14 protein-coding genes are annotated in these 18,339 nt (G+C 66.7%); 9 read left to right on the top strand and 5 right to left on the bottom strand.

Annotated elements, in window-relative coordinates:
- The first annotated feature begins 7 nt into the window (after positions 1 to 7).
- The gene (locus tag ACQR0U_RS02455; RefSeq protein WP_315715148.1) at positions 8 to 625 is read left to right on the top strand and encodes an ATP-dependent Clp protease proteolytic subunit; all 618 of its coding nucleotides are present in this window, start codon (positions 8 to 10) and stop codon (positions 623 to 625) included.
- Between the two features lie 255 nt (positions 626 to 880).
- Here the strand turns inward: ACQR0U_RS02455 and ACQR0U_RS02460 are convergent, their stop codons facing one another.
- The 3 genes from ACQR0U_RS02460 to ACQR0U_RS02470 all read right to left on the bottom strand — a co-directional run bounded on the left by ACQR0U_RS02460 (position 881) and on the right by ACQR0U_RS02470 (position 5,742).
- The gene (locus ACQR0U_RS02460; RefSeq protein ID WP_315715149.1) at positions 881 to 2,107 is read right to left on the bottom strand and encodes an ABC transporter substrate-binding protein; all 1,227 of its coding nucleotides are present in this window, start codon (positions 2,105 to 2,107) and stop codon (positions 881 to 883) included.
- Between the two features lie 379 nt (positions 2,108 to 2,486).
- A complete protein-coding gene (locus ACQR0U_RS02465) occupies positions 2,487 to 2,852 on the bottom strand; it encodes a DUF1304 domain-containing protein (RefSeq protein WP_315825557.1) in 366 nt (121 codons plus the stop codon).
- A 94-nt stretch (positions 2,853 to 2,946) separates the two neighbouring features.
- Entirely contained in the window at positions 2,947 to 5,742 is a 2,796-nt protein-coding gene (locus ACQR0U_RS02470; protein WP_315715151.1) for a [protein-PII] uridylyltransferase, read from the bottom strand.
- 196 nt (positions 5,743 to 5,938) lie between these two features.
- Here ACQR0U_RS02470 and ACQR0U_RS02475 point away from each other — a divergent pair, with 196 nt between their 5' ends.
- The 5 genes from ACQR0U_RS02475 to ACQR0U_RS02495 all read left to right on the top strand — a co-directional run bounded on the left by ACQR0U_RS02475 (position 5,939) and on the right by ACQR0U_RS02495 (position 10,457).
- Entirely contained in the window at positions 5,939 to 6,913 is a 975-nt protein-coding gene (locus tag ACQR0U_RS02475; RefSeq protein ID WP_315751904.1) for an aliphatic sulfonate ABC transporter substrate-binding protein, read from the top strand.
- Positions 6,914 to 7,239: 326 nt separating this feature from the next.
- Positions 7,240 to 8,088: an ABC transporter permease gene (locus ACQR0U_RS02480; protein WP_315751905.1), complete on the top strand. Its 849-nt coding sequence runs from the start codon at positions 7,240 to 7,242 to the stop codon at positions 8,086 to 8,088.
- Complete coding sequence (locus tag ACQR0U_RS02485) at positions 8,088 to 8,873, top strand: ABC transporter ATP-binding protein (protein ID WP_315715154.1); 786 nt, start codon at positions 8,088 to 8,090, stop codon at positions 8,871 to 8,873. Before ACQR0U_RS02480 ends, ACQR0U_RS02485 begins: the two co-directional genes overlap by 1 nt.
- Positions 8,874 to 8,930: 57 nt before the next feature.
- A complete protein-coding gene (locus ACQR0U_RS02490; RefSeq protein ID WP_315715155.1) occupies positions 8,931 to 9,440 on the top strand; it encodes an OsmC family protein in 510 nt (169 codons plus the stop codon).
- A gap of 219 nt (positions 9,441 to 9,659) precedes the next feature.
- Entirely contained in the window at positions 9,660 to 10,457 is a 798-nt protein-coding gene (locus ACQR0U_RS02495; protein WP_434842556.1) for a hypothetical protein, read from the top strand.
- Between the two features lie 3 nt (positions 10,458 to 10,460).
- Here ACQR0U_RS02495 and ACQR0U_RS02500 read toward each other — a convergent pair whose 3' ends face one another.
- Both ACQR0U_RS02500 and mutS read right to left on the bottom strand, forming a co-directional pair.
- Positions 10,461 to 11,459 (bottom strand): hypothetical protein, encoded by a 999-nt coding sequence (locus ACQR0U_RS02500; RefSeq protein ID WP_434842557.1) that lies wholly within the window; start codon positions 11,457 to 11,459, stop codon positions 10,461 to 10,463.
- 394 nt (positions 11,460 to 11,853) lie between these two features.
- Complete coding sequence (gene mutS, locus ACQR0U_RS02505) at positions 11,854 to 14,598, bottom strand: DNA mismatch repair protein MutS (protein WP_434842558.1); 2,745 nt, start codon at positions 14,596 to 14,598, stop codon at positions 11,854 to 11,856.
- Positions 14,599 to 14,958: 360 nt separating this feature from the next.
- On the opposite strand from mutS, the gene pcaF reads away from it, so the two are divergent.
- The 3 genes from pcaF (at position 14,959) to ACQR0U_RS02520 (ending at position 18,317) form a co-directional block, all read left to right on the top strand.
- Positions 14,959 to 16,167 (top strand): 3-oxoadipyl-CoA thiolase, encoded by a 1,209-nt coding sequence (pcaF, locus tag ACQR0U_RS02510; RefSeq protein WP_434842559.1) that lies wholly within the window; start codon positions 14,959 to 14,961, stop codon positions 16,165 to 16,167.
- A gap of 131 nt (positions 16,168 to 16,298) precedes the next feature.
- Positions 16,299 to 17,192, top strand: coding sequence for a dioxygenase (locus ACQR0U_RS02515; protein ID WP_434842560.1), 894 nt, complete (start codon positions 16,299 to 16,301; stop codon positions 17,190 to 17,192).
- Between the two features lie 60 nt (positions 17,193 to 17,252).
- Positions 17,253 to 18,317 (top strand): phosphotransferase, encoded by a 1,065-nt coding sequence (locus tag ACQR0U_RS02520; protein ID WP_434842561.1) that lies wholly within the window; start codon positions 17,253 to 17,255, stop codon positions 18,315 to 18,317.
- The last annotated feature ends 22 nt before the right edge of the window (positions 18,318 to 18,339 follow it).

Genomic DNA, 18,339 nt, shown 5'->3' on the forward strand with positions numbered 1-18,339 from the left:
TTCGCGCATGCGCGACACGATGCAACTCGTCCCTATGGTCATCGAGCAGTCGAGCCGGGGAGAGCGATCCTTCGACATCTATTCGCGGCTGCTGCGCGAGCGGATCGTCTTCCTCAACGGCGAGGTCAACGATACGGTCTCCGCCCTGGTCTGCGCGCAACTGCTTTTCCTCGAGGCGGAGAACCCAAAGCGGCCGATCCATCTCTACATCAATTCACCCGGTGGCGTGATCACCAGCGGCCTGGCGATGTATGACACGATGCAATTCGTCAAAGCACCGGTGCACACGCTCTGCATGGGAACGGCCCGTTCGATGGGCTCGTTTCTTCTGATGGCGGGAGAGCCCGGCGAGCGGACGGCGCTGCCCAATGCAAGCCTTCACGTCCATCAGCCGCTCGGTGGCTTTCAGGGCCAGGCGTCCGACATCCTGATTCACGCGAGGGAGATGGAGCAGACCAAGCACCGCATGATCAGGCTCTACGCCGAGCATTGCGGGCGCAGCTATGAGGACGTCGAGCGCACCCTGGATCGCGATCACTTCATGACCGCGGACGAAGCCTTGCAGTGGGGCTTGATCGACCGCGTCGTCAAGCAACGCGACCTGGGTGACGTCATCAACGACTGATACTCCCTCGACGCGGCGGCGGATCCTGCCGCAACAGCCGTCGTTACCCGCGATGCGGTCGAATGACCGTCGGCGAGCGCACGCAGCGGCGAACGGGCGCAACCCGTGCCGCAATGCAGAACGGGGCCGCGCCATCGCGCAGCCCCGTACCATCGATGTTGACCGCGTCATTCCGGGGCGAAGCGCAGCATCGAACCCGGAATCTCGAGGTTGGTTCGTCGCTGTCGCGACGCCCTGGAACGACGTCGAGTGCAGCTAGCCCGCCGCGCCCTTGTCCTCCAGGATCGGGCCGAACAGCTCCCAGCGCTCGCCGTTGAACTTCATCATCTGCAGTTGCTTGTTGACGCGATAGTCGGTCGGCGAGGTGTTGATCTTCATTCCCGGTAGCGAGAAGTCGCCGGTTACATCCTTCAGCGACGCCGCCTGCTTCATGACGTTCTCGTGCGTCAGGTTGTCGCCGCACATCTGCAGCACGGTGACCAGGAGCTGCGCGGTCGAATAGCCGTAGGTATTGAAGTTCGAGTTCTTGTCACCCTCGGGATAATACTTGGCCATGAAATCGAAATAGCGCTTCAGGCCCGGATCGTCCTTCCACTGCGGGTCGAGCGGATCCTTGCCGTAGTTGACGGAGATGACGCCCTTGGCAGCGTCGAGGCCCGCAGGCTGCATGACCGCGCCGACCGAGGTCGCGTTGATGTCGACAATGTGCACGGGGTGCCAATCGAGCTCATGGAGCTTCTTGATCGCCTGCGCGGCTTGTTTCGGCGTCGCGGCCGAGAACAACAGGTCGGCTCCCGCCGACTTGATCTTCAGGATCTGCGAGTCGATGGTCGGATCGGAAACCTCGTAGGAGGCTTCGGACACGATCATCGTCGACGCCTTGTCGCCGAGGCCGGCCTTGATGCCGTTCAGGTAGTCCTTGCCGAGATCGTCATTCTGATAGAGCACGCCGATCTTGGCGTTGGGATGCTCCTTCAGAATATACTGGCCGTAGATGCGGCCCTCGGTGAAGTAGTTGGGATTGTACCCCATGGTCCACGGGAAGTTCTTGGGGTCCGTGAACTTGGTGGCGCCGGTGGCGGCGAACAACTGCGGCACCTTCTTGGCGTTGAGGTATTTCTGGACCGCGGCGTTGGACGGCGTGCCGATGATCTGGAAGGTCAGCAGAACTCCGTCGTCCTCGACCAGCTTGCGGACCTGCTCGACGGCCTTGGGCGGCGAATAGGCGTCGTCATACTGGATCAGCTTGATCTTGCGGCCGTTGATGCCGCCCTGCTCGTTGATCATGTTGAAATAGGCGGCCTGGGTCTTGCCGATCGAGGCATAGGCCGAGGCGGGACCCGAGAACGGCACTGTCTGGCCGATCTTGATCTCGGTGTCGGAGGCGCCGGGGTCGTACTTCTTCTGGGCCGAGGCTGACGTGACGGAGAGGGTGACGGCCAAAGCGGCCGCCCCTGCAAGACGGAAATATCCCTGTCGCATGGGGTCTATCGTTCCTCCTGATTTGTTATGCGGCTGGTCTGCCCGACCGGGGCGCCATCGCTGGGAGGGAGTGTGGAGGAAGGGCTGGGCGGACGCAAGGCGAGGGGAGCACGGGTGCGGCGGTTCCGTCGATGTCGCTATGATGAGCCCAACTGGCTCAACAAGTTCGGTGTCGTCCCGGCCAAGCCCGGCGTCGCGCAGCGACGTCGGGCGCAGAGCCGGGATCCATGGCCACAGGCCGTCGTGTGGCTACGGCTCGGAGTGGCGATCCTGCCCCAAAACGCTGCCTGGGATTATGGGCCCCGGATCGGCGCCGCGACGCGCTTGTGCGCGTCACGGCTTGTCCGGGACGACACAGAGGATGGAGATACAGCCCGGCTCAGCCCGCGAGCCAAACCAGCACCAGGCCGATCGTGGCCGGCACGCTCTGGATGAACAGGATCTTGCGGCTGGCGGTGGCGGCGCCATAGAGCCCGGCGACGAGCACGCAGAGCAGGAAGAAGATCTTGATCTGGAACGCGAAGGCCGGCGTCGGGTGCGCCAGGCCCCAGAACAGGCCGGCGGCGAGGAAGCCGTTGTAGAGGCCCTGATTGGCGCCGAGCACCTTGGTCTGCTCCGCGCGCTCCGGCGTGTTGTTGAACGCTCTCAAGCCGGCCGGTTTGGTCCAGAGAAACATCTCGAGTACCAGAATGTAGACGTGCAGCAGGCCGATCAGCCCGACGACGATGCCTGCAATCAATGCCATGGTTCGGCTCCCCCAAGCCTGCGTGGGCCGGCGCTGGTGCCGGTCCCCTCGTTCAAATCGAGCTCCGAGCGGCTCAGGGCCGCGCGATGGTCGCTCATGCCGCCGGTTGAGCGGCCGCGTCGTCGTTCGCCAGCAGATGCAGCAGCGCGCTCTTGATCGCGGCCTGCCGGGTCGGCGCGTTGATCTGCGCGCCCAGCAGGTCGGTGACGTAGAACACGTCGCGGGCGCGTTCGCCGAAGGTGGCGACATGGGCCGAGGCGATGTTGAGATTCAGCTTCGAAATCGCGGTGGTCAGCTCGTAGAGCAGGCCGGGGCGATCGAGGCCGGAGACCTCGATGACGGTGTAGAGCTCCGACCATTGATTGTTGATGGTGACCTCCGGCTCGACCGAGAACGCCTTGTGCTGTTTGCCCCGCGTCGTCCGCCGCGCCACGGCGTCCGGCAGCCGCAGCTTGCCCTCCAGCACCTGCTCGATGGTCTCGCCGATCCGCGTCGCGCGGCGGCCTTCGTCCTCGTCGCGCTCATATTCGCGGGAGATCGCGATGGTGTCGAGCGCGCGGCCGTCGGTCGTGGTGTAGATCTGGGCGTCGACGATGTTGGCGCCGGCCGAGGCGCAGGCGCCGGCGATGATCGACAGCAGCCAGGGATGGTCCATCGCGAAGATCGTCAGCTCGGTCACGCCGCGCGCCGGATCGAAGCCGACGTTGATCGCGAGCTTGTGGCCGGCATCCTCGCTCGATCGCACGAAGCGGGCATGGCGGATCTTGCGCGGCAGCTCGACCTTGAGCCAGTAGGCCGGATAGTGCCGGCCGATATAGGTGTTGAGCTCGTCCTCGGGCCAGTCGGTGAAGGCGTTGCGGAATTCGGCCTGCGCCGCGGTGATGCGCTTGGCGCGGTTGACCTCGGAGAAGCCGCCGGTCAGTACCGGCTCGGTCTCGTAATACAGCGTACGCAGGAGCTGCGCCTTCCAGCCGTTCCAGACGCCGGGGCCGACTCCGCGGATGTCGGCGGTGGTCAGGATGGTCAGCAGCTTCATCTGCTCGACGGACTGCACCACGGCGGCAAAATTCTCGATCGTCTTGCGGTCCGACAGGTCGCGCGACTGCGCCACCGTCGACATCGTCAGATGCTCCTCGATCAGCCAGGCGACCAGTTCGGTGTCGGCATTGTTGAAGCCGAGCCGCGGGCACAGCCGGCGCGCGATCTTGGCGCCGGCGATGGAATGGTCCTCGGGCCGCCCCTTGGCGACGTCGTGCAGCAGCACGGTGATGTAGATGACAGCGCGGTGCTCGGGCCGGATCTTGCGCATCAGGTCGGAGGCCAGGGTGAACTCGTCGATGCCGCCGCGCTCGATCTCCTGCAGGAACCCGATGCAGCGGATCAGGTGCTCGTCGACCGTGTAGTGATGATACATGTTGAACTGCATCATCGAGACGATGCGGCCGAAGGCGCGAATGAAGTGGCCGAGCACGCCGGTCTCGTTCATCCGCCGGAGCACGACCTCGGCATCGTTGGAGGTCAGGATCTCCATGAACAGCCGGTTGGCCTCGGGATCGTCGCGCAGCTCGGTGTTGATCAGGTTCAAGGAGCGCGTGACCGCGCGCATCGCGTCGGGATGGAAGGCGAGGTTGTGCTTCTGCGCCAGCCGGAAGATGCGGATCAGATTGACCGGATCGTGCTTGAAGACGTCGGGCGCGGCGAGGTTGATGCGGTTGTTGTCGACGATGAAGTCGTCGCTCTCCGGCACGCGCCGCCAGGTGGCGCCGGTGGTCAGGCGCGAGATCATCCGGCTCAGCACCGGCGCCGGCTTGGCCTGCTGGTCCTCGAGCTTGGCGCACAGGATGGCGGTGAGATTGCCGACCTCCTTGGCGACCAGGAAGTAGTGCTTCATGAAGCGCTCGACATCCTGCATGCCGGGATGGCTGGTGTAGCCCAGCCGCACCGCGATCTCGCGCTGCAGGTCGAACGACAGCCGTTCTTCCGGACGGCCGCTGACGAAATGCAGGTTGCAGCGCACCGACCACAGGAAGTCCGCGCAGCGCCGGAAGGTGCGGTATTCATGCGCGTCGAACACGCCGCGCTCGACCAATTCGGCGGTCTCGCGCACGCGGTAGACGTATTTGGCGATCCAGAACAGCGTGTGCAGGTCGCGCAGGCCGCCCTTGCCGTCCTTGACGTTGGGCTCGACCAGATAGCGCGACTGGCCGCCGCGGCGGTGCCGCTCCTCGCGCTCGGCGAGCTTGGCGGCGACGAACTCGGCTGCGGTGCCCTGCACGACCTCGGTGTCGAAGCGCGCGACCAGCTCGTCATAGAGCGGCCGGTCGCCCGCGAGATAGCGCGTCTCCAGGATGGCGGTGCGGATGGTCATGTCGCCGCGCGCCTGGCGGATCGACTCGTCGACCGAGCGGGTCGCGTGGCCGACCTTCAATCCCATGTCCCACAGCGAGTACAGAATGGCTTCGGCGACCTGCTCGCCCCAGGCGGTCTGCTTGTAGGGCAGGATGAACAGGAGATCGATGTCGGACTCCGGCGCCATCAGGCCGCGGCCATAGCCGCCGGTGGCGACCACCGCCATGCGCTCGGCGCCGCTCGGCACCTGCGAGCGATAGAGGTGCTGGGTGGCGGCGGCGTAGAGGATGCGAATGATCTCGTCCTGCACGAAGCAGAGCTGCTCGGCGCAGCGCCGGCCGTGGCGGTCCTTCAACAGTTGCGCCTGGGCCGCCGCGCGCGCCTTGACCAGCTCGGCCTTGAGGAATTGCACCACGGCGGCGCGGAACATGTCCTCGCGTCCCGAATGCTGCGCGGCCAACGCGTCGACCGCAGCCGCGATGCCGGCGCTGTCGAAATCGGAAAGGCTATCAGGGTGGGAATGGGGGGCGACGCTGTCCATGGATGCAACCGGATATCGAACAAGGCCTGTGCTGTCACGAAACTTCCAATGCAACAATCGATCCATGCTGTCATCGGTGCTCACGGGATGATGATCGTTCTGAACGGCGCCGTCGAAAGGAAAAGCAATTCTCGCGCGCCCCTGGCATAACTCATTGAAACAACAGCAATGTTTCTTGAGGGTTGGAGGGGTGACGATGGGTGGATTGTCGAGGCGCGGATTTGCTGCGGTTGCGGCCGTGGTTCTACTGGGATGCGGCGCTGCACGCGCAGCCGAGCCGGTGAAGGAGATCCGCTTGGATTGGGCGACCTACAATCCGGTGTCGCTGGTGCTGAAGCAGAAAGGACTTCTGGAGAAGGAGTTCGCCAAGGACGGCATCAGCATCGTCTGGGTGCAGTCGGCCGGCTCCAACAAGGCGCTCGAATTCCTCAACGCCGGCTCGCTCGATTTCGGCTCGACCGCCGGCTCCGCCGCGCTGGTCGCCCGGATCAACGGCAACCCGATCAAGTCGGTCTACGTCTATTCGCGGCCCGAATGGACCGCGCTGGTCACGGCCAAGGATTCCAAGATTGCCTCCGTGGCCGACCTCAAGGGCAAGCGGGTCGCGGTGACCCGCGGCACCGATCCGCACATCTTCCTGGTGCGCGCGCTGCTGTCGGCGGGCCTCACCGACAAGGACATCACGCCGGTATTGCTGCAGCACGCCGACGGCAAGGCGGCGCTGATCCGCGGCGACGTCGACGCCTGGGCCGGGCTCGATCCGATGATGGCGCAGGCCGAGGTCGAGGAGGGCGCCAGGCTGTTCTACCGCAAGGCCGACGCCAACACCTGGGGCATCCTGAACGTGCGCGAGCAGTTCCTGAAGGATAATCCGGAGATCGTCCGCCGCGTGCTCGCCACCTACGAGGTCGCGCGCAAGGACGCGCTGGCCAACTACGACGACCTCAAGAAGACCTTCATCGCCGTCACGAAGCTGCCTGAGACGGTGGTCGACAAGCAGCTCAAGGAGCGCACCGAGCTGACCCATAGCCGCATCGGCGCACCCCAGCGCGAGTCGATTCTGGCTGCGGGCCTGGCGCTGCAGCAGGCCGGTGTCGTCGATGCCAAGGTGGATGTGAAGGCCACGCTGGACGCCCTGATCGACGACCAGGTCCCGTTGCCGACGAATTAGGACTTGCGCGGCTCGGGCAATAGGCCGCTGCGCCAAATCGCCTATGCCAAGAGCCGGCGATCAAAAACCGGTGTCGTCCCGGACAAGCTCGCCAACGCGATAGCGTTGGCGGGCGCAGATCCGGCAGACTTTCCAGACACAGGGACCCATACTCCGTGACGCCTGTTGTTGACCACGCTTGAGCGGCATCTCGCTCCACAACGACCGCCGCGGAGTATGGGTCCCGGCGCAAGGCCGGGACGACAGCGAGTTTTGGGGCGCCGTCCCTGGCCTCCATCGCCATCCGCCCCCACGCCTTGCATTCGCACCCGAGCGCTGTTCTCACTATGACCATGACCGTCGAACTCCAGGCCCCCGCCGCGGCGGCCACACCGCAGACCGCCAGCCAGCCATGGCTCACGCGGCTGATGCGCCCGCTGCTCGGCTTGCTGCTGCCGCTGTCGCTCGCACTCGCCTGGGAGCTTGCCGTCCGGGCCGGCTGGTCCAACGGCCGGCTGGTGCCGCCGCCCTCGAAGGTCTTCACCACCATCGCCGAGCTCGCCCGCTCCGGCGAACTCTCCCGCCACATCACGATGACCTTGACCCGCGTCGGCATCGGCTTCGGCCTCGGCGTCGCCGCCGGCACGCTGCTCGGCGGCATCTGCGGCTATTGGGGTTTCGCGCGCCGGCTGGTCGATCCGACGATCCAGGCGCTGCGTGCGATTCCGTCGATCGCCTGGGTGCCGTTGTTCATCTTGTGGCTCGGCATCTTCGAGACCTCCAAGGTGGCGCTGATCGCAGTCGGCGTGTTCTTCCCGGTCTATCTCGGCCTGACCGGTGCCATTCTTTCGGTCGACCGCAAGATCGTCGAGGTCGGCCGCGTTTTCCGCCTGTCCGGACCGGCCATGATCCGCCGCATCCTGATGCCCGCGGTGCTGCCGGCCTATGTGGTGGCGCTGCGCGTCGGCCTCGGCCTGGGGTGGATGTTCGTCGTTGCCGCCGAGTTCATGGGCGCCTCCGAAGGGCTTGGCTACCTCCTGATCGACGGCCAGCAGCTCGGCAAGCCGGCACAGATCGTGGCGGCCATCGTCATCTTCGCGATCATCGGCAAGGTCACCGACTGGCTCCTGGAGATATCAACCGCGCCGCTGTTGCGCTGGCAGGACAGTTTCGCGCGCCAGAGCGGGGCGGCCTGATGCTGCAGCTCGCATCCGTCACCAAGGTCTATCCCAACGGTGTCCACGCGCTGGAGCGGTTCTCGGCCGGGATCCAGCTCGGCGAGATCATCGCCATCATCGGCGGCTCCGGCTGCGGCAAGTCCACGTTGTTGCGCACCATCGCCGGGCTCGACCGCGCCAGCGCCGGCACCGTGACGCTCGACGGCGAGGCGATCATTGCGCCGCATCCCAAGGTCGGCATCATCTTCCAGGAGCCGCGGCTGCTGCCGTGGCTCACGGTCGCCGACAACATTGGCTTCGGCCTGTCCGAGCTGCCGGCAGCCGAGCGTCGCGACCGTGTCGCCCGCGCGCTGCAACGTGTGGGCCTCGCCGACAAGGCCAAGGTCTGGCCGCGCGAACTGTCCGGCGGCCAGGCGCAACGCGTCGCGATCGCCCGCGCATTGGTGGCGCAGCCGGAGGTGCTCCTGCTCGACGAGCCGTTCTCTGCGCTCGATGCCTTCACCCGCAAGGATCTGCAGGATCATCTGCTCGATCTCTGGGCCGATACGCGCCCGACGCTGGTGCTCGTGACCCACGACGTCGAGGAGGCCGTGGTGCTGGCCGACCGCGTGCTGGTGATGCGGCCGCATCCGGGCCGGCTGTTCGAGGAGATCACCATCAATCTGTCGCGGCCGCGCGACCGCAACGCGCCCTTGTTCGAGCAGTTCAAGCGGCATGTCTTGACCGCGCTGGACCGCTCGCTCGACCGGACGATGCCGGACACGCAGGGCAGGCGTGAGCCCGGCGGCGGCCTGTGGTGGTGACTTTGGCGGCCCGGCCCGGTACATCTCGTCTGAAATAAATCCGGGAGAGAACGACAAATGGATGCTGCCGAGCTGCGCGCCATGCAGGCGCCGATCAAGGAACGCTACAAGGCCGACCCGTCCGCCGCCGTGATCACCTTGAAGGCCAAGGGCGAGGTCGGGCAGGAGGGGCTGACCTGCAAGCTCGAGACCGGGCGCGCGATGGCGGTGGCCGGCCTGCATCCCGGAACCGGCGGCTCGGGGCTCGAGCTGTGCTCCGGCGACATGTTGCTGGAGGCTCTGGTGGCCTGCGCCGGCGTCACCTTGAAATCGGTCGCGACCGCCGTCGAGGTGCCGCTCAAGAGCGGCCACGTGTTCGCCGAAGGCGATCTCGATTTCCGCGGCACGCTCGGCGTCGACAAGGAGGCGCCGGTCGGCTTCCAGGAAATCCGTCTGCGCTTCGAGGTCGACACCGACGCGCCGCAGGACAAGCTCGACCTCCTGCTCAAGCTCACCGAGCGCTATTGCGTGGTCTATCAGACCATCAAGAACGGCCCGAAGGTGTCTGTCAGCTTGAAGCGGGTGTAGTGCGCGGCGGCGCTGCCTCTGAGGAGACAAGCTGTTGAGGCTCGCTCGGTCTGCGCCTCCCCCGCCTGCGGGGGAGGTCGCCTCGCATCGCCGATGCGAGGCGGGTGGGGGACTTCTCTCCACACGGCACACCCCATCATCGCCACCCGAGCCGCGCCCCCACCCCAGCCCTCCCCCGCAGGCGGGGGAGGGAGCCCACCGCCTGCGCAGCATGAACTGATGTCCCTCGATCCCTCCTTCCTGCTGCTGCTGGCTCTGCGCATGGCGATCGCGGCGTCGTTCGTGGTGTCGGCGTCGATGATCGCCGAGCGCACCGGCCCGGTGATCGGCGCGCTGGTCGCGACCCTGCCGATCTCGGCCGGCCCGACCTACGTTTTCCTGGCGCTGGATCACGATGCCGCCTTCATCGCGCAGGGCGCGCTGACCAGCCTGCCGATCAATGCCGCGACGATCTTCCTCAGCCTTGCCTATGCCGTGCTGGCGCAGCGCCGCAGCGTGCTGGTGGCAAGCGCCACCGCGGTCGCGGTGTGGCTCGGTCTCGCCGCGCTGATCAAGAGCGTGCAATGGACGCTCTTGATGGGCATCGTCGCCAACATCGTCACTTTCGCGATCTGCCTGCCGTTGTTGCAGCGCTATCGCCATGCGAAGATGCCGCTGATCACCCGGCGCTGGTACGACGTGCCCTTGCGCGCCTCGCTGGTGGCAACGCTCGTTGCCACCGTCACCTCGGTGTCCGGCTGGGCCGGCGCCAGCGTGTCCGGCATCCTGGCGCTTTTTCCGATCGTCTTCACCTCGATGATGCTGATCCTGCAGCCGCGCATCGGCGGGCCGGCGACGGCGGCCGTGCTGGCCAACGGCGCCTGGGGCCTGATCGGCTTCTCGCTGGCCGTCGTCGTGCTGCATCTCGGCAGCCTGCATCTCGGCGCGGCGGTCGGCCTCAGCGGCGCGCTGGCGACCTGCGTCGGCTGGAATCTCGGACTATGGTGGCTGGGGCGACGGAAAGCGGCGGGCGTCTGATCGTTACGATAGACGTCGCCGCCGGCGCAGGAAGTCGGCGCGCGATCGCACTGATGGGTTCTTGTCCTGCTCGAAATGCGCGATCAGCCGGTCTTCATCGGGTACGGCCGCACGACTGGCGATCAGCGCATCGGCTGCGGCACGCCGCACGATCACCGATGCGTCGCGCGCCGCCTGCCAGAACAGACCAGGCGGCAGTGCGATGTCCTGCAGGGGACGGCGATCGAATTTCGGAATGCGCTTCCTGATGCCGTAGACCTTGTCGATCCATTCCAATCCGTAGCCCGCAAACCATGTGACGCTACCTGTCAGCAGGCAGCGATAGGCAATGGCTCTGACCTGCGGCTGGATCGCCGATGCGGCCAGCGCGGGCAGATACTGATCGATGGCAGGATAGCGCACCACGAGACGCAGATACTTGGCGAGCGAGCCGTTGGCCGTCCGTTGCAGAAAGCCGGCGATGATCGGCAGCACGTCCGGTCTGCCGAAAACCTCGTCGAGCAGGTCGGCTTCGCTGCTACCCCAGCGTCCCCAGCTGTGTCGGCGATCAAGGAGATAGGGGGCACTGCTTGCTGCCACATCCGGCGCAATCTGCCGCTGGACGCGCTGCACATAGCGCGCGGCGGCGCGCCGGACCGGCTCGGCCCAATCGTTCAACCGCCACGCTACGGCGGCGAGAAAGAACGCCGATAAGGGAGGTGTCTGTAGCGTGTCGAGCGCCGCCTCGCGGACATGGCCGTTTGGATGAAACAGGAAAATCCACGCACATTCCGGAGTTCGTCGCATGATGGAGAGCTCGCGGAAATAGATACGTTCACCGAAAAATCCAGGGATCAGCCGATCCATTGATGTCGGCCAGCCGAGATGGGCGGCCAGCGCGATCTGGCGCGAAGCCAGGACGACAAGCTGTGGTGGCAAAGCAGACAGCTCGGTCAGTATCGCCGGCAACTCGTCATCCCAGTTTTCGCGAGTGGACGTCAGCGCGGACAGCTTGGCGATCAAGGCGCGAGGCAGCGCTGTTCGAGGATGCGTCGTCATCTGGCCAGGATGGCAGTCTCGTGCCGGTTTTGGAAGCGGACATCGCTCCATCACTGCTGACAAGCCTGCCGTTGGCCTCCCGCTATCCGCCCGATAAATCGCCGCAGCCCCGATCGTTCTCTTCGCCGTCATTGCGAGCGAAGCGACGCAATCCAGGGGCTCGGGTGGGACTCTGGATTGCTTCGGCGCAAGGGCGCCTCGCAATGACGGTGAGTGTGGCCGCACGCGTCTCCCCACCCACCGCTGTCATTCCGGGGCGCGCGAAGCGTGAGCCCGGAATCCATTGGGCTGCGTGCGCTGACGAGAGATGGATTCCGGGTTCGCGCTGATGCGCGCCCCGGAATGACGGAGAAACACATCAATTGGGCGGCAGCTTGGCCTTCAATCGATACAACGCATCCAGCGCTTCGCGCGGCGTCATCTCATCCGGATGCAGTGCCGTCACCGCGGCGATCAGCTCCTCCGTGTCCTTCGACATTGTCGGCTCCACGGCTGCGCGCGACGGCACCGCGAACAGCGGCAGATCATCGACCAGCGCGCGGGCGTTCTGGCCGCGGTCGGCGGCCTCCAGCTTCGCCAGCACCGATTTGGCGCGGCTGATCACGGCCGGCGGCAGGCCGGCGAGCTTCGCCACCTGGATGCCGTAGGAGCGGTCGGCGGAGCCGGGCAGCACCTCGTGCAGGAACACGACGTCGCCCTGCCATTCCTTGACCCGCACCGTGGCGTTGAACAGCCGCGGCAGCTTGGCGGCGAGCGCCGTCAGCTCGTGATAATGCGTGGCGAACAGCGTGCGGCAGCGGTTGCTCTCGTGCAGGTGCTCGATCGCCGCCCAGGCGATTGAGAGGCCGTCGAAGGTCGCGGTGCCGCGCCCGATCTCGTCGAGGATGACCAGCGCGCGCTCGCCGGCCTGGTTGAGGATCGCCGCGGTCTCGACCATCTCGACCATGAAGGTCGAGCGTCCGCGCGCCAGATCGTCGGCGGCGCCGACGCGCGAGAACAGCCGGTCGACGATGCCGATGCGGGCCCGGCTCGCCGGCACGAACGAGCCGATCTGCGCCAGCAGCGCAATCAGCGCGTTCTGGCGCAGGAAGGTCGACTTGCCCGCCATGTTCGGCCCGGTGAGCAGCCAGAGCTGACCGCTCTTGTGCCCCGGCGTCGGCGACAGGTCGCAGGAATTGGCGATGAACGGCTGCCCCTCACGCTTCAGCGCCTGCTCCACCACCGGATGACGGCCGCCCTCGATGGCGAAGCCCAGCGAGCCGTCGACCTCCGGGCGCACATAATTGTCGTCGACCGCGAGCTTCGCCAGCGCGGTCGCGACATCGAGCATCGCGAAGCCGTGCGCGGCGGCGCGCAGATCGTCGCCGATCGCGAGCGCCTGTGCGCACAGCCGGTCGAAGATCTCGAGCTCGAGATTGAGCGCGCGCTCGCCGGCATTCGCAATCTTGGCCTCGATCTCGCCGAGCTCTGATGTCGTGAAGCGCACCTGGCCCGCCAGCGTCTGGCGGTGGATGAAGGTCGCGTTCAACGGCGCCGACATCAGCTTGTCGCCGTGCTGCGCGGTGACCTCGACGAAGTAGCCGAGCACGTTGTTGTGCCGAATCTTGAGCGCTTTCACGCCGGTCTGGTCGGCGTAACGCGCCTGCATCGAGGCGACGACGAGGCGCGAGGCGTCGCGCAGATTGCGCGTCTCGTCGAGCGTCGCGTCGTAACCGGAGCGCACGAAGCCGCCGTCGCGCTTGATCAGCGGCAGCTGCTCGTCGAGCGCGCGCGCGAACTCCTCAGCGAGTGCACGCGCCGGCCGCGCCAGCGCGGACATGACCGACGCCACCTCCTGCGGCGGCTGATCGAGCGCGTTGAGCCGCGCCAGCGCCTGGTCGGCCGCAACGATACCGTCGCGCAGAGCGGCGAGATCGCGCGGACCGCCGCGGCCGACGGACAGCCGCGCCATCGCACGGGTCATGTCGGGCGCGCCGCGCAGGATCGAGCGGATGTCCTCGCGCGCGGCGCTGTCGGCGACGAAGACGTTGACGGCATCGAGCCGCCGGCCGATCTGCACCGGCTCCGTCAGCGGCGCGGCGAGCCGCTGCGCCAGCAGGCGCGAGCCGGCCGAGGTCACCGTGCAGTCGATGGCGTCGAGCAGCGAGCCGCGGCGCTCGCCGGCGAGCGTGCGCGTCAGCTCGAGATTGGCGCGGGTGGCCGGATCGATCGCCATGGTGCTGCCGGTCGCCTCGCGCGCCGGCGGCGCCAGCGGCGGGCGCTGGCCCACTTGCGTGCGTTCGACATAGGTGACGCAGGCGGCCGCCGCGGTCGCTTCCAAACGCGACAGCACCGCGAGGCCGTCCATGGTGGCGACCGCGAAATAGTCGCACAGCCGCCGTTCGGCGGTGGCGCCGTCGAACACGTCGCGGGTCAGCGGCGTCACCGCGGCGAGCTCGCGCAGCACCGGCTCGAAGGCCTCGTCCGAATACAGCGCGTCGGAAACGATGACTTCGTTGGGATTGATCCGCGCCAAGGTCGCCGTCATCTCGGCGAACGCGCATTCGGTGACGATGAAGTCCGAGGTCGAGATGTCGATCCAGGCGAGCCCGAGCCGGTCACCGCCGGACGAGCCGCGGCTGCGCGCGATCGCTAGCAGGTAGTTGTTGGCGCGCGCATCGAGCAGATTGTCTTCCGTCAGCGTGCCCGGCGTGACCACGCGCACCACGCCGCGCTTGACCACGCTCTTGTTGCCGCGCGCCCGCGCCGCCGCCGGATCCTCCATCTGCTCGCAGACGGCGACGCGGATGCCTTGCGCGATCAAGCGATGCAGATAGTCCTCGGAGCGCTCCACCGGCACGCCGCACATCGGGATATCCTGGCCCAGGTGCTTGCCGCGCTTGGTCAGCACGATGCCGAGCGCTTTCGAGGCGGCTTCCGCATCCTCGAAGAACAGCTCGTAGAAGTCGCCCATCCGGTAGAACAGCATCAGCCCCGGATGCGCTGCCTTGATGTCGAGATACTGCTCCATCATCGGCGTGAGCTTGGCCGGCGCCTCGGCGGGCGCGGCCGCAGGCACTGATTCTTGCGGAACCGGGGCGGAGATGGGCTGCTGGATCGTCATGGCGCGGAAACTAGCCAATTTGCCCGGACGGTCCTACCGCTTTGCAGGCGATGTCCCGGTTTTCCACGATGAGCGGTGCCTGCTGTTGCACCTCCCCCGCTTGCGGGGGAGGTCGTATCGCATCGAAGATGCGATACGGGTGGGGGAAGTCTCTCCTCACGGGGATTCTCGCTTGGGGCGGCCCCCACCCCAACCCTCCCCCGCAAGCGGGGGAGGGGGCGCACCGCTCGCGTTGAGATAGCGTCGCATACGACAGCGCCGCGCATGCCACCCCGCGCTCCCGTCATTTGACCTGCCCCGATCGCACTCCTAAAACCGCCGTCAATTCTGACCAGAAACACGAAAGTTCGGGAGAGAGCGATGCGAGACGTGTTCATTTGTGATGCGGTGCGGACTCCGATCGGCCGGTTCGGCGGAGCGCTGGCCAAGGTGCGCACCGACGATCTCGCGGCCACCCCGCTCAAGGCACTCAAGGCGAAGCATCCCAATCTCGACTGGGCTGCCGTCGACGAGGTGTTCTTCGGCTGCGCCAACCAGGCCGGCGAGGACAACCGCAACGTCGCGCGCATGGCGCTGCTGCTCGCGGGCCTGCCGGATTCCATTCCCGGCCAGACCTTGAACCGTCTCTGCGCCTCCGGTCTCGACGCGGTCGGCGCGGCGGGACGTGCGATCCGCGCCGGCGAGGTCGATCTCGCGATCGCCGGCGGCGTCGAATCGATGACGCGCGCGCCGTTCGTGCAGGGCAAGGCGACGGAAGCGTTCTCGCGCTCGGCCGAGATCTTCGATACCACGATCGGCTGGCGCTTCATCAATCCCTTGATGAAGCAGCAGTATGGCGTCGATTCGATGCCGGAGACCGGCGAGAACGTCGCCGAGGAATTCCAGGTCTCGCGCGCCGACCAGGACGCGTTCGCGATCCGCTCCCAGCAGCGCGCCGGAAAGGCCATCGCCTCGGGCTATTTCGCCGCCGAGATCACGCCGGTCATGGTGCCCGGCGGCAAGGCCGGCCCTGTGACGGTGGACAAGGACGAGCATCCGCGCCCCGAGACCACGCTCGAAGGTCTGGCCAAGCTGAAGCCGATCGTGCGCAATCCGGGCACGGTCACCGCCGGCAATGCGTCGGGCGTCAATGACGGCGCCGCCGCCATGATCCTCGCGTCGGAAGCCGCCGTGAAGAAGCACGGCCTCACGCCGCGCGCGCGCGTTCTCGGCCTCGCCTCGGCCGGCGTGCCGCCCCGCATCATGGGCATCGGCCCGGTGCCGGCGGTGCGCAAGCTAATGGAGCGGCTCGGCCTCAAGATCACCGATTTCGACCTGATCGAACTGAACGAGGCGTTCGCGTCCCAGGGCATCGCCTGCCTGCGTCAGCTCGGCGTCGCCGAGGACGCCGATTTCGTCAACCCGCATGGCGGCGCCATCGCGCTCGGCCATCCCCTGGGCATGAGCGGCGCGCGCATCGCGATGACCGCGGTGCACGGCCTCGAGGTCCGCGGCGGCAAGCGTGCGCTCGCCACGATGTGCGTCGGCGTCGGCCAGGGCGTCGCACTGGCGGTCGAGACGATCAACTGACGACGCGCTGAGCGCTTCGTCATTCCGGGGCAGCCCGCAGGGCTGAACCCGGAATCTGGAGATGAGTCCTATCGTGTCGAGATTCCGGGTTCGACGCTGGCGCGTCGCCCCGGAATGAGGGAGTCCTGACGATGACCATCTCCCGCGAGCAGGACGTCACGCCGGCGGTGCTGGCGGTGATGGAGCGCACCGAGAACCCGCGGCTGCGCGAGATCATGGTGTCGCTGATCAAGCACCTGCACGGCTTCGTCCGCGATGTCAGGCTTACCGAGGCCGAATTTCGCGAAGCCGCCGCCATCATCGCCGAGCTCGGTCAGCGCACCAACGACAGCCACAATGAGGTCGTGCTGACGGCCGGCTCGCTCGGCGTCTCGCCGCTGGTCTGCCTGCTCAACAATGGCGATGGCGGCAACACCGAGACCGCGCAGTCGCTGCTCGGCCCGTTCTGGCGGTTGAACTCGCCGCGCACTGACAACGGCGGCTCGATCGTGCGCTCGGCGACATCAGGCCCGGCGCTGTTCGTGCACGGTCGCGTGGTCGATCCCCATGGCGCGCCGGTCGCCGGCGCCGAGGTCGATGTCTGGCACGCCTCGCCGGTTGGCTACTACGAGAACCAGGACCCCGATCAGGCCGACATGAACCTGCGCGGCAAGCTCACCACCGATGCTGACGGCCGCTTCTGGTTTCGCTCCGTGATGATGGTCGGCTATCCGATTCCGACCGACGGCGTCGTCGGCCGCCTGTTGAAGGCCCAGGGCCGCCATCCCTATCGCCCGGCGCATCTGCATGCGCTGATCGTCAAGCCGGGATTCAAGGTCCTGATCTCGCAGGTCTACGACCCCAACGACCCGCACATCGACAGCGACGTGCAGTTCGGCGTCACGAAGGCGCTGCTCGGCAACTTCATTCGCCACGACATGCCGCACCCGACCGAGCCCGACGTCACCACGCCCTGGTATTCGCTCGATCACGTCTACCGGATGGAGATCGGCGACACCGTGCTGCCGCGCGCGCCGATCAAGTAGCGATTCGGAATATCCATGCTAGTGTGGGCTAAGCTGCAACCCTGAAGGGACGGCCCCCACATGTCCTCCACCGACTTGCCGTCCGTCGCCAAGCCCGCCGCGTTGACGGCGACGATGCGTGAGGCGGGTGTGCTCGAGTCCGGCGCGGTCTCGGACGTCGCCGTAATCAGCGACCGGCCGATGCTGGTGTCGCGCATCATCCGCCTTGGCTTGTCCTATAGCGGCGCGGCCCCGGACGCGCCGAAGGCGTTGATCCTGAAAATCCCGATGCCGGCCTTCGCCAAGACGCTGTGGCGGGGCGGGCGCCACGAGGTCAATTTTTATCGCGGACTGGCGCGGCTCATGCCGACGGGCCTGGTGCCCGGCTCTTACGGCGGCGCGTGGGACGAAGCCGCGCTGACCTGGCACTTGCTGCTCGAGGATCTCACCGACACGCACCAGACGGCGACGCCATGGCCGCTGCCGCCCGCGCTGCCCCAGGCCGAGGGGATCGTGCGGGCGCTGGCGCGGCTGCATGCGGCGTGGTGGGACGATCCGCGGCTCGGCGTGTCCATCGGCAGCTTCGCGACCGCGGACGAGCGCGCCGAGCGCAGCAGGACCTTTGCCGGCCACTACCAGCGCTTCGCCGATCAGTTGGGAGACCGCCTGAGCGCGGACCGGCGCGCGGTCTACGAACGCCTGATGGCGGCGACGCCGCGGCTCCCGGAACGCTATCTGTCGCGGCGAAACCTCAGCATTTTACATGGCGACGCGCATGTCTGGAATTTCCTGGTGCCGAAGGCCGCCGACAGCGACGACGTGCGCGCCTTTGATTTCGACCAGTGGCGGATCGGCGTGCCCGCGAACGATCTCGCCTACATGATCGCGCTGCAAATCTATCCCGACCGTCGGGCGCGGATCGAGCGGCCGTTACTCGACAGCTATCATCAGACATTGGTCGCAGGCGGTGTGACCGGCTACGACAGGGCGGCGCTGGATCAGGACTATCGTCTCGCCGTGCTCTGGCACATCGCCCAGCCGGTCTGGCAATGGGCGATCCAGCTCCCGCCGGTGATCTGGTGGAATAATCTCGAGCGCATCTTCCTTGCGTTCGACGATCTCGGCTGCCGCGAATTGCTGGACTGACGGCGCTTCCCTCGCGACAGGG

This window comes from Bradyrhizobium sp. HKCCYLRH3097 (genome assembly GCF_051167875.1).
Taxonomy (GTDB): domain Bacteria; phylum Pseudomonadota; class Alphaproteobacteria; order Rhizobiales; family Xanthobacteraceae; genus Bradyrhizobium.

Bases quoted from the DNA above. Each gene is read 5' to 3' on its own strand.
- ACQR0U_RS02455 (WP_315715148.1), top strand. From the start codon at position 8: ATGCGCGACACGATGCAACTCGTCCCTATGGTCATCGAGCAGTCGAGC.
- ACQR0U_RS02460 (WP_315715149.1), bottom strand. From the start codon at position 2,107: ATGCGACAGGGATATTTCCGTCTTGCAGGGGCGGCCGCTTTGGCCGTC.
- ACQR0U_RS02465 (WP_315825557.1), bottom strand. From the start codon at position 2,852: ATGGCATTGATTGCAGGCATCGTCGTCGGGCTGATCGGCCTGCTGCAC.
- ACQR0U_RS02470 (WP_315715151.1), bottom strand. From the start codon at position 5,742: ATGGACAGCGTCGCCCCCCATTCCCACCCTGATAGCCTTTCCGATTTC.
- ACQR0U_RS02475 (WP_315751904.1), top strand. From the start codon at position 5,939: ATGGGTGGATTGTCGAGGCGCGGATTTGCTGCGGTTGCGGCCGTGGTT.
- ACQR0U_RS02480 (WP_315751905.1), top strand. From the start codon at position 7,240: ATGACCATGACCGTCGAACTCCAGGCCCCCGCCGCGGCGGCCACACCG.
- ACQR0U_RS02485 (WP_315715154.1), top strand. From the start codon at position 8,088: ATGCTGCAGCTCGCATCCGTCACCAAGGTCTATCCCAACGGTGTCCAC.
- ACQR0U_RS02490 (WP_315715155.1), top strand. From the start codon at position 8,931: ATGGATGCTGCCGAGCTGCGCGCCATGCAGGCGCCGATCAAGGAACGC.
- ACQR0U_RS02495 (WP_434842556.1), top strand. From the start codon at position 9,660: ATGTCCCTCGATCCCTCCTTCCTGCTGCTGCTGGCTCTGCGCATGGCG.
- mutS (WP_434842558.1), bottom strand. From the start codon at position 14,598: ATGACGATCCAGCAGCCCATCTCCGCCCCGGTTCCGCAAGAATCAGTG.
- pcaF (WP_434842559.1), top strand. From the start codon at position 14,959: ATGCGAGACGTGTTCATTTGTGATGCGGTGCGGACTCCGATCGGCCGG.
- ACQR0U_RS02515 (WP_434842560.1), top strand. From the start codon at position 16,299: ATGACCATCTCCCGCGAGCAGGACGTCACGCCGGCGGTGCTGGCGGTG.
- ACQR0U_RS02520 (WP_434842561.1), top strand. From the start codon at position 17,253: ATGTCCTCCACCGACTTGCCGTCCGTCGCCAAGCCCGCCGCGTTGACG.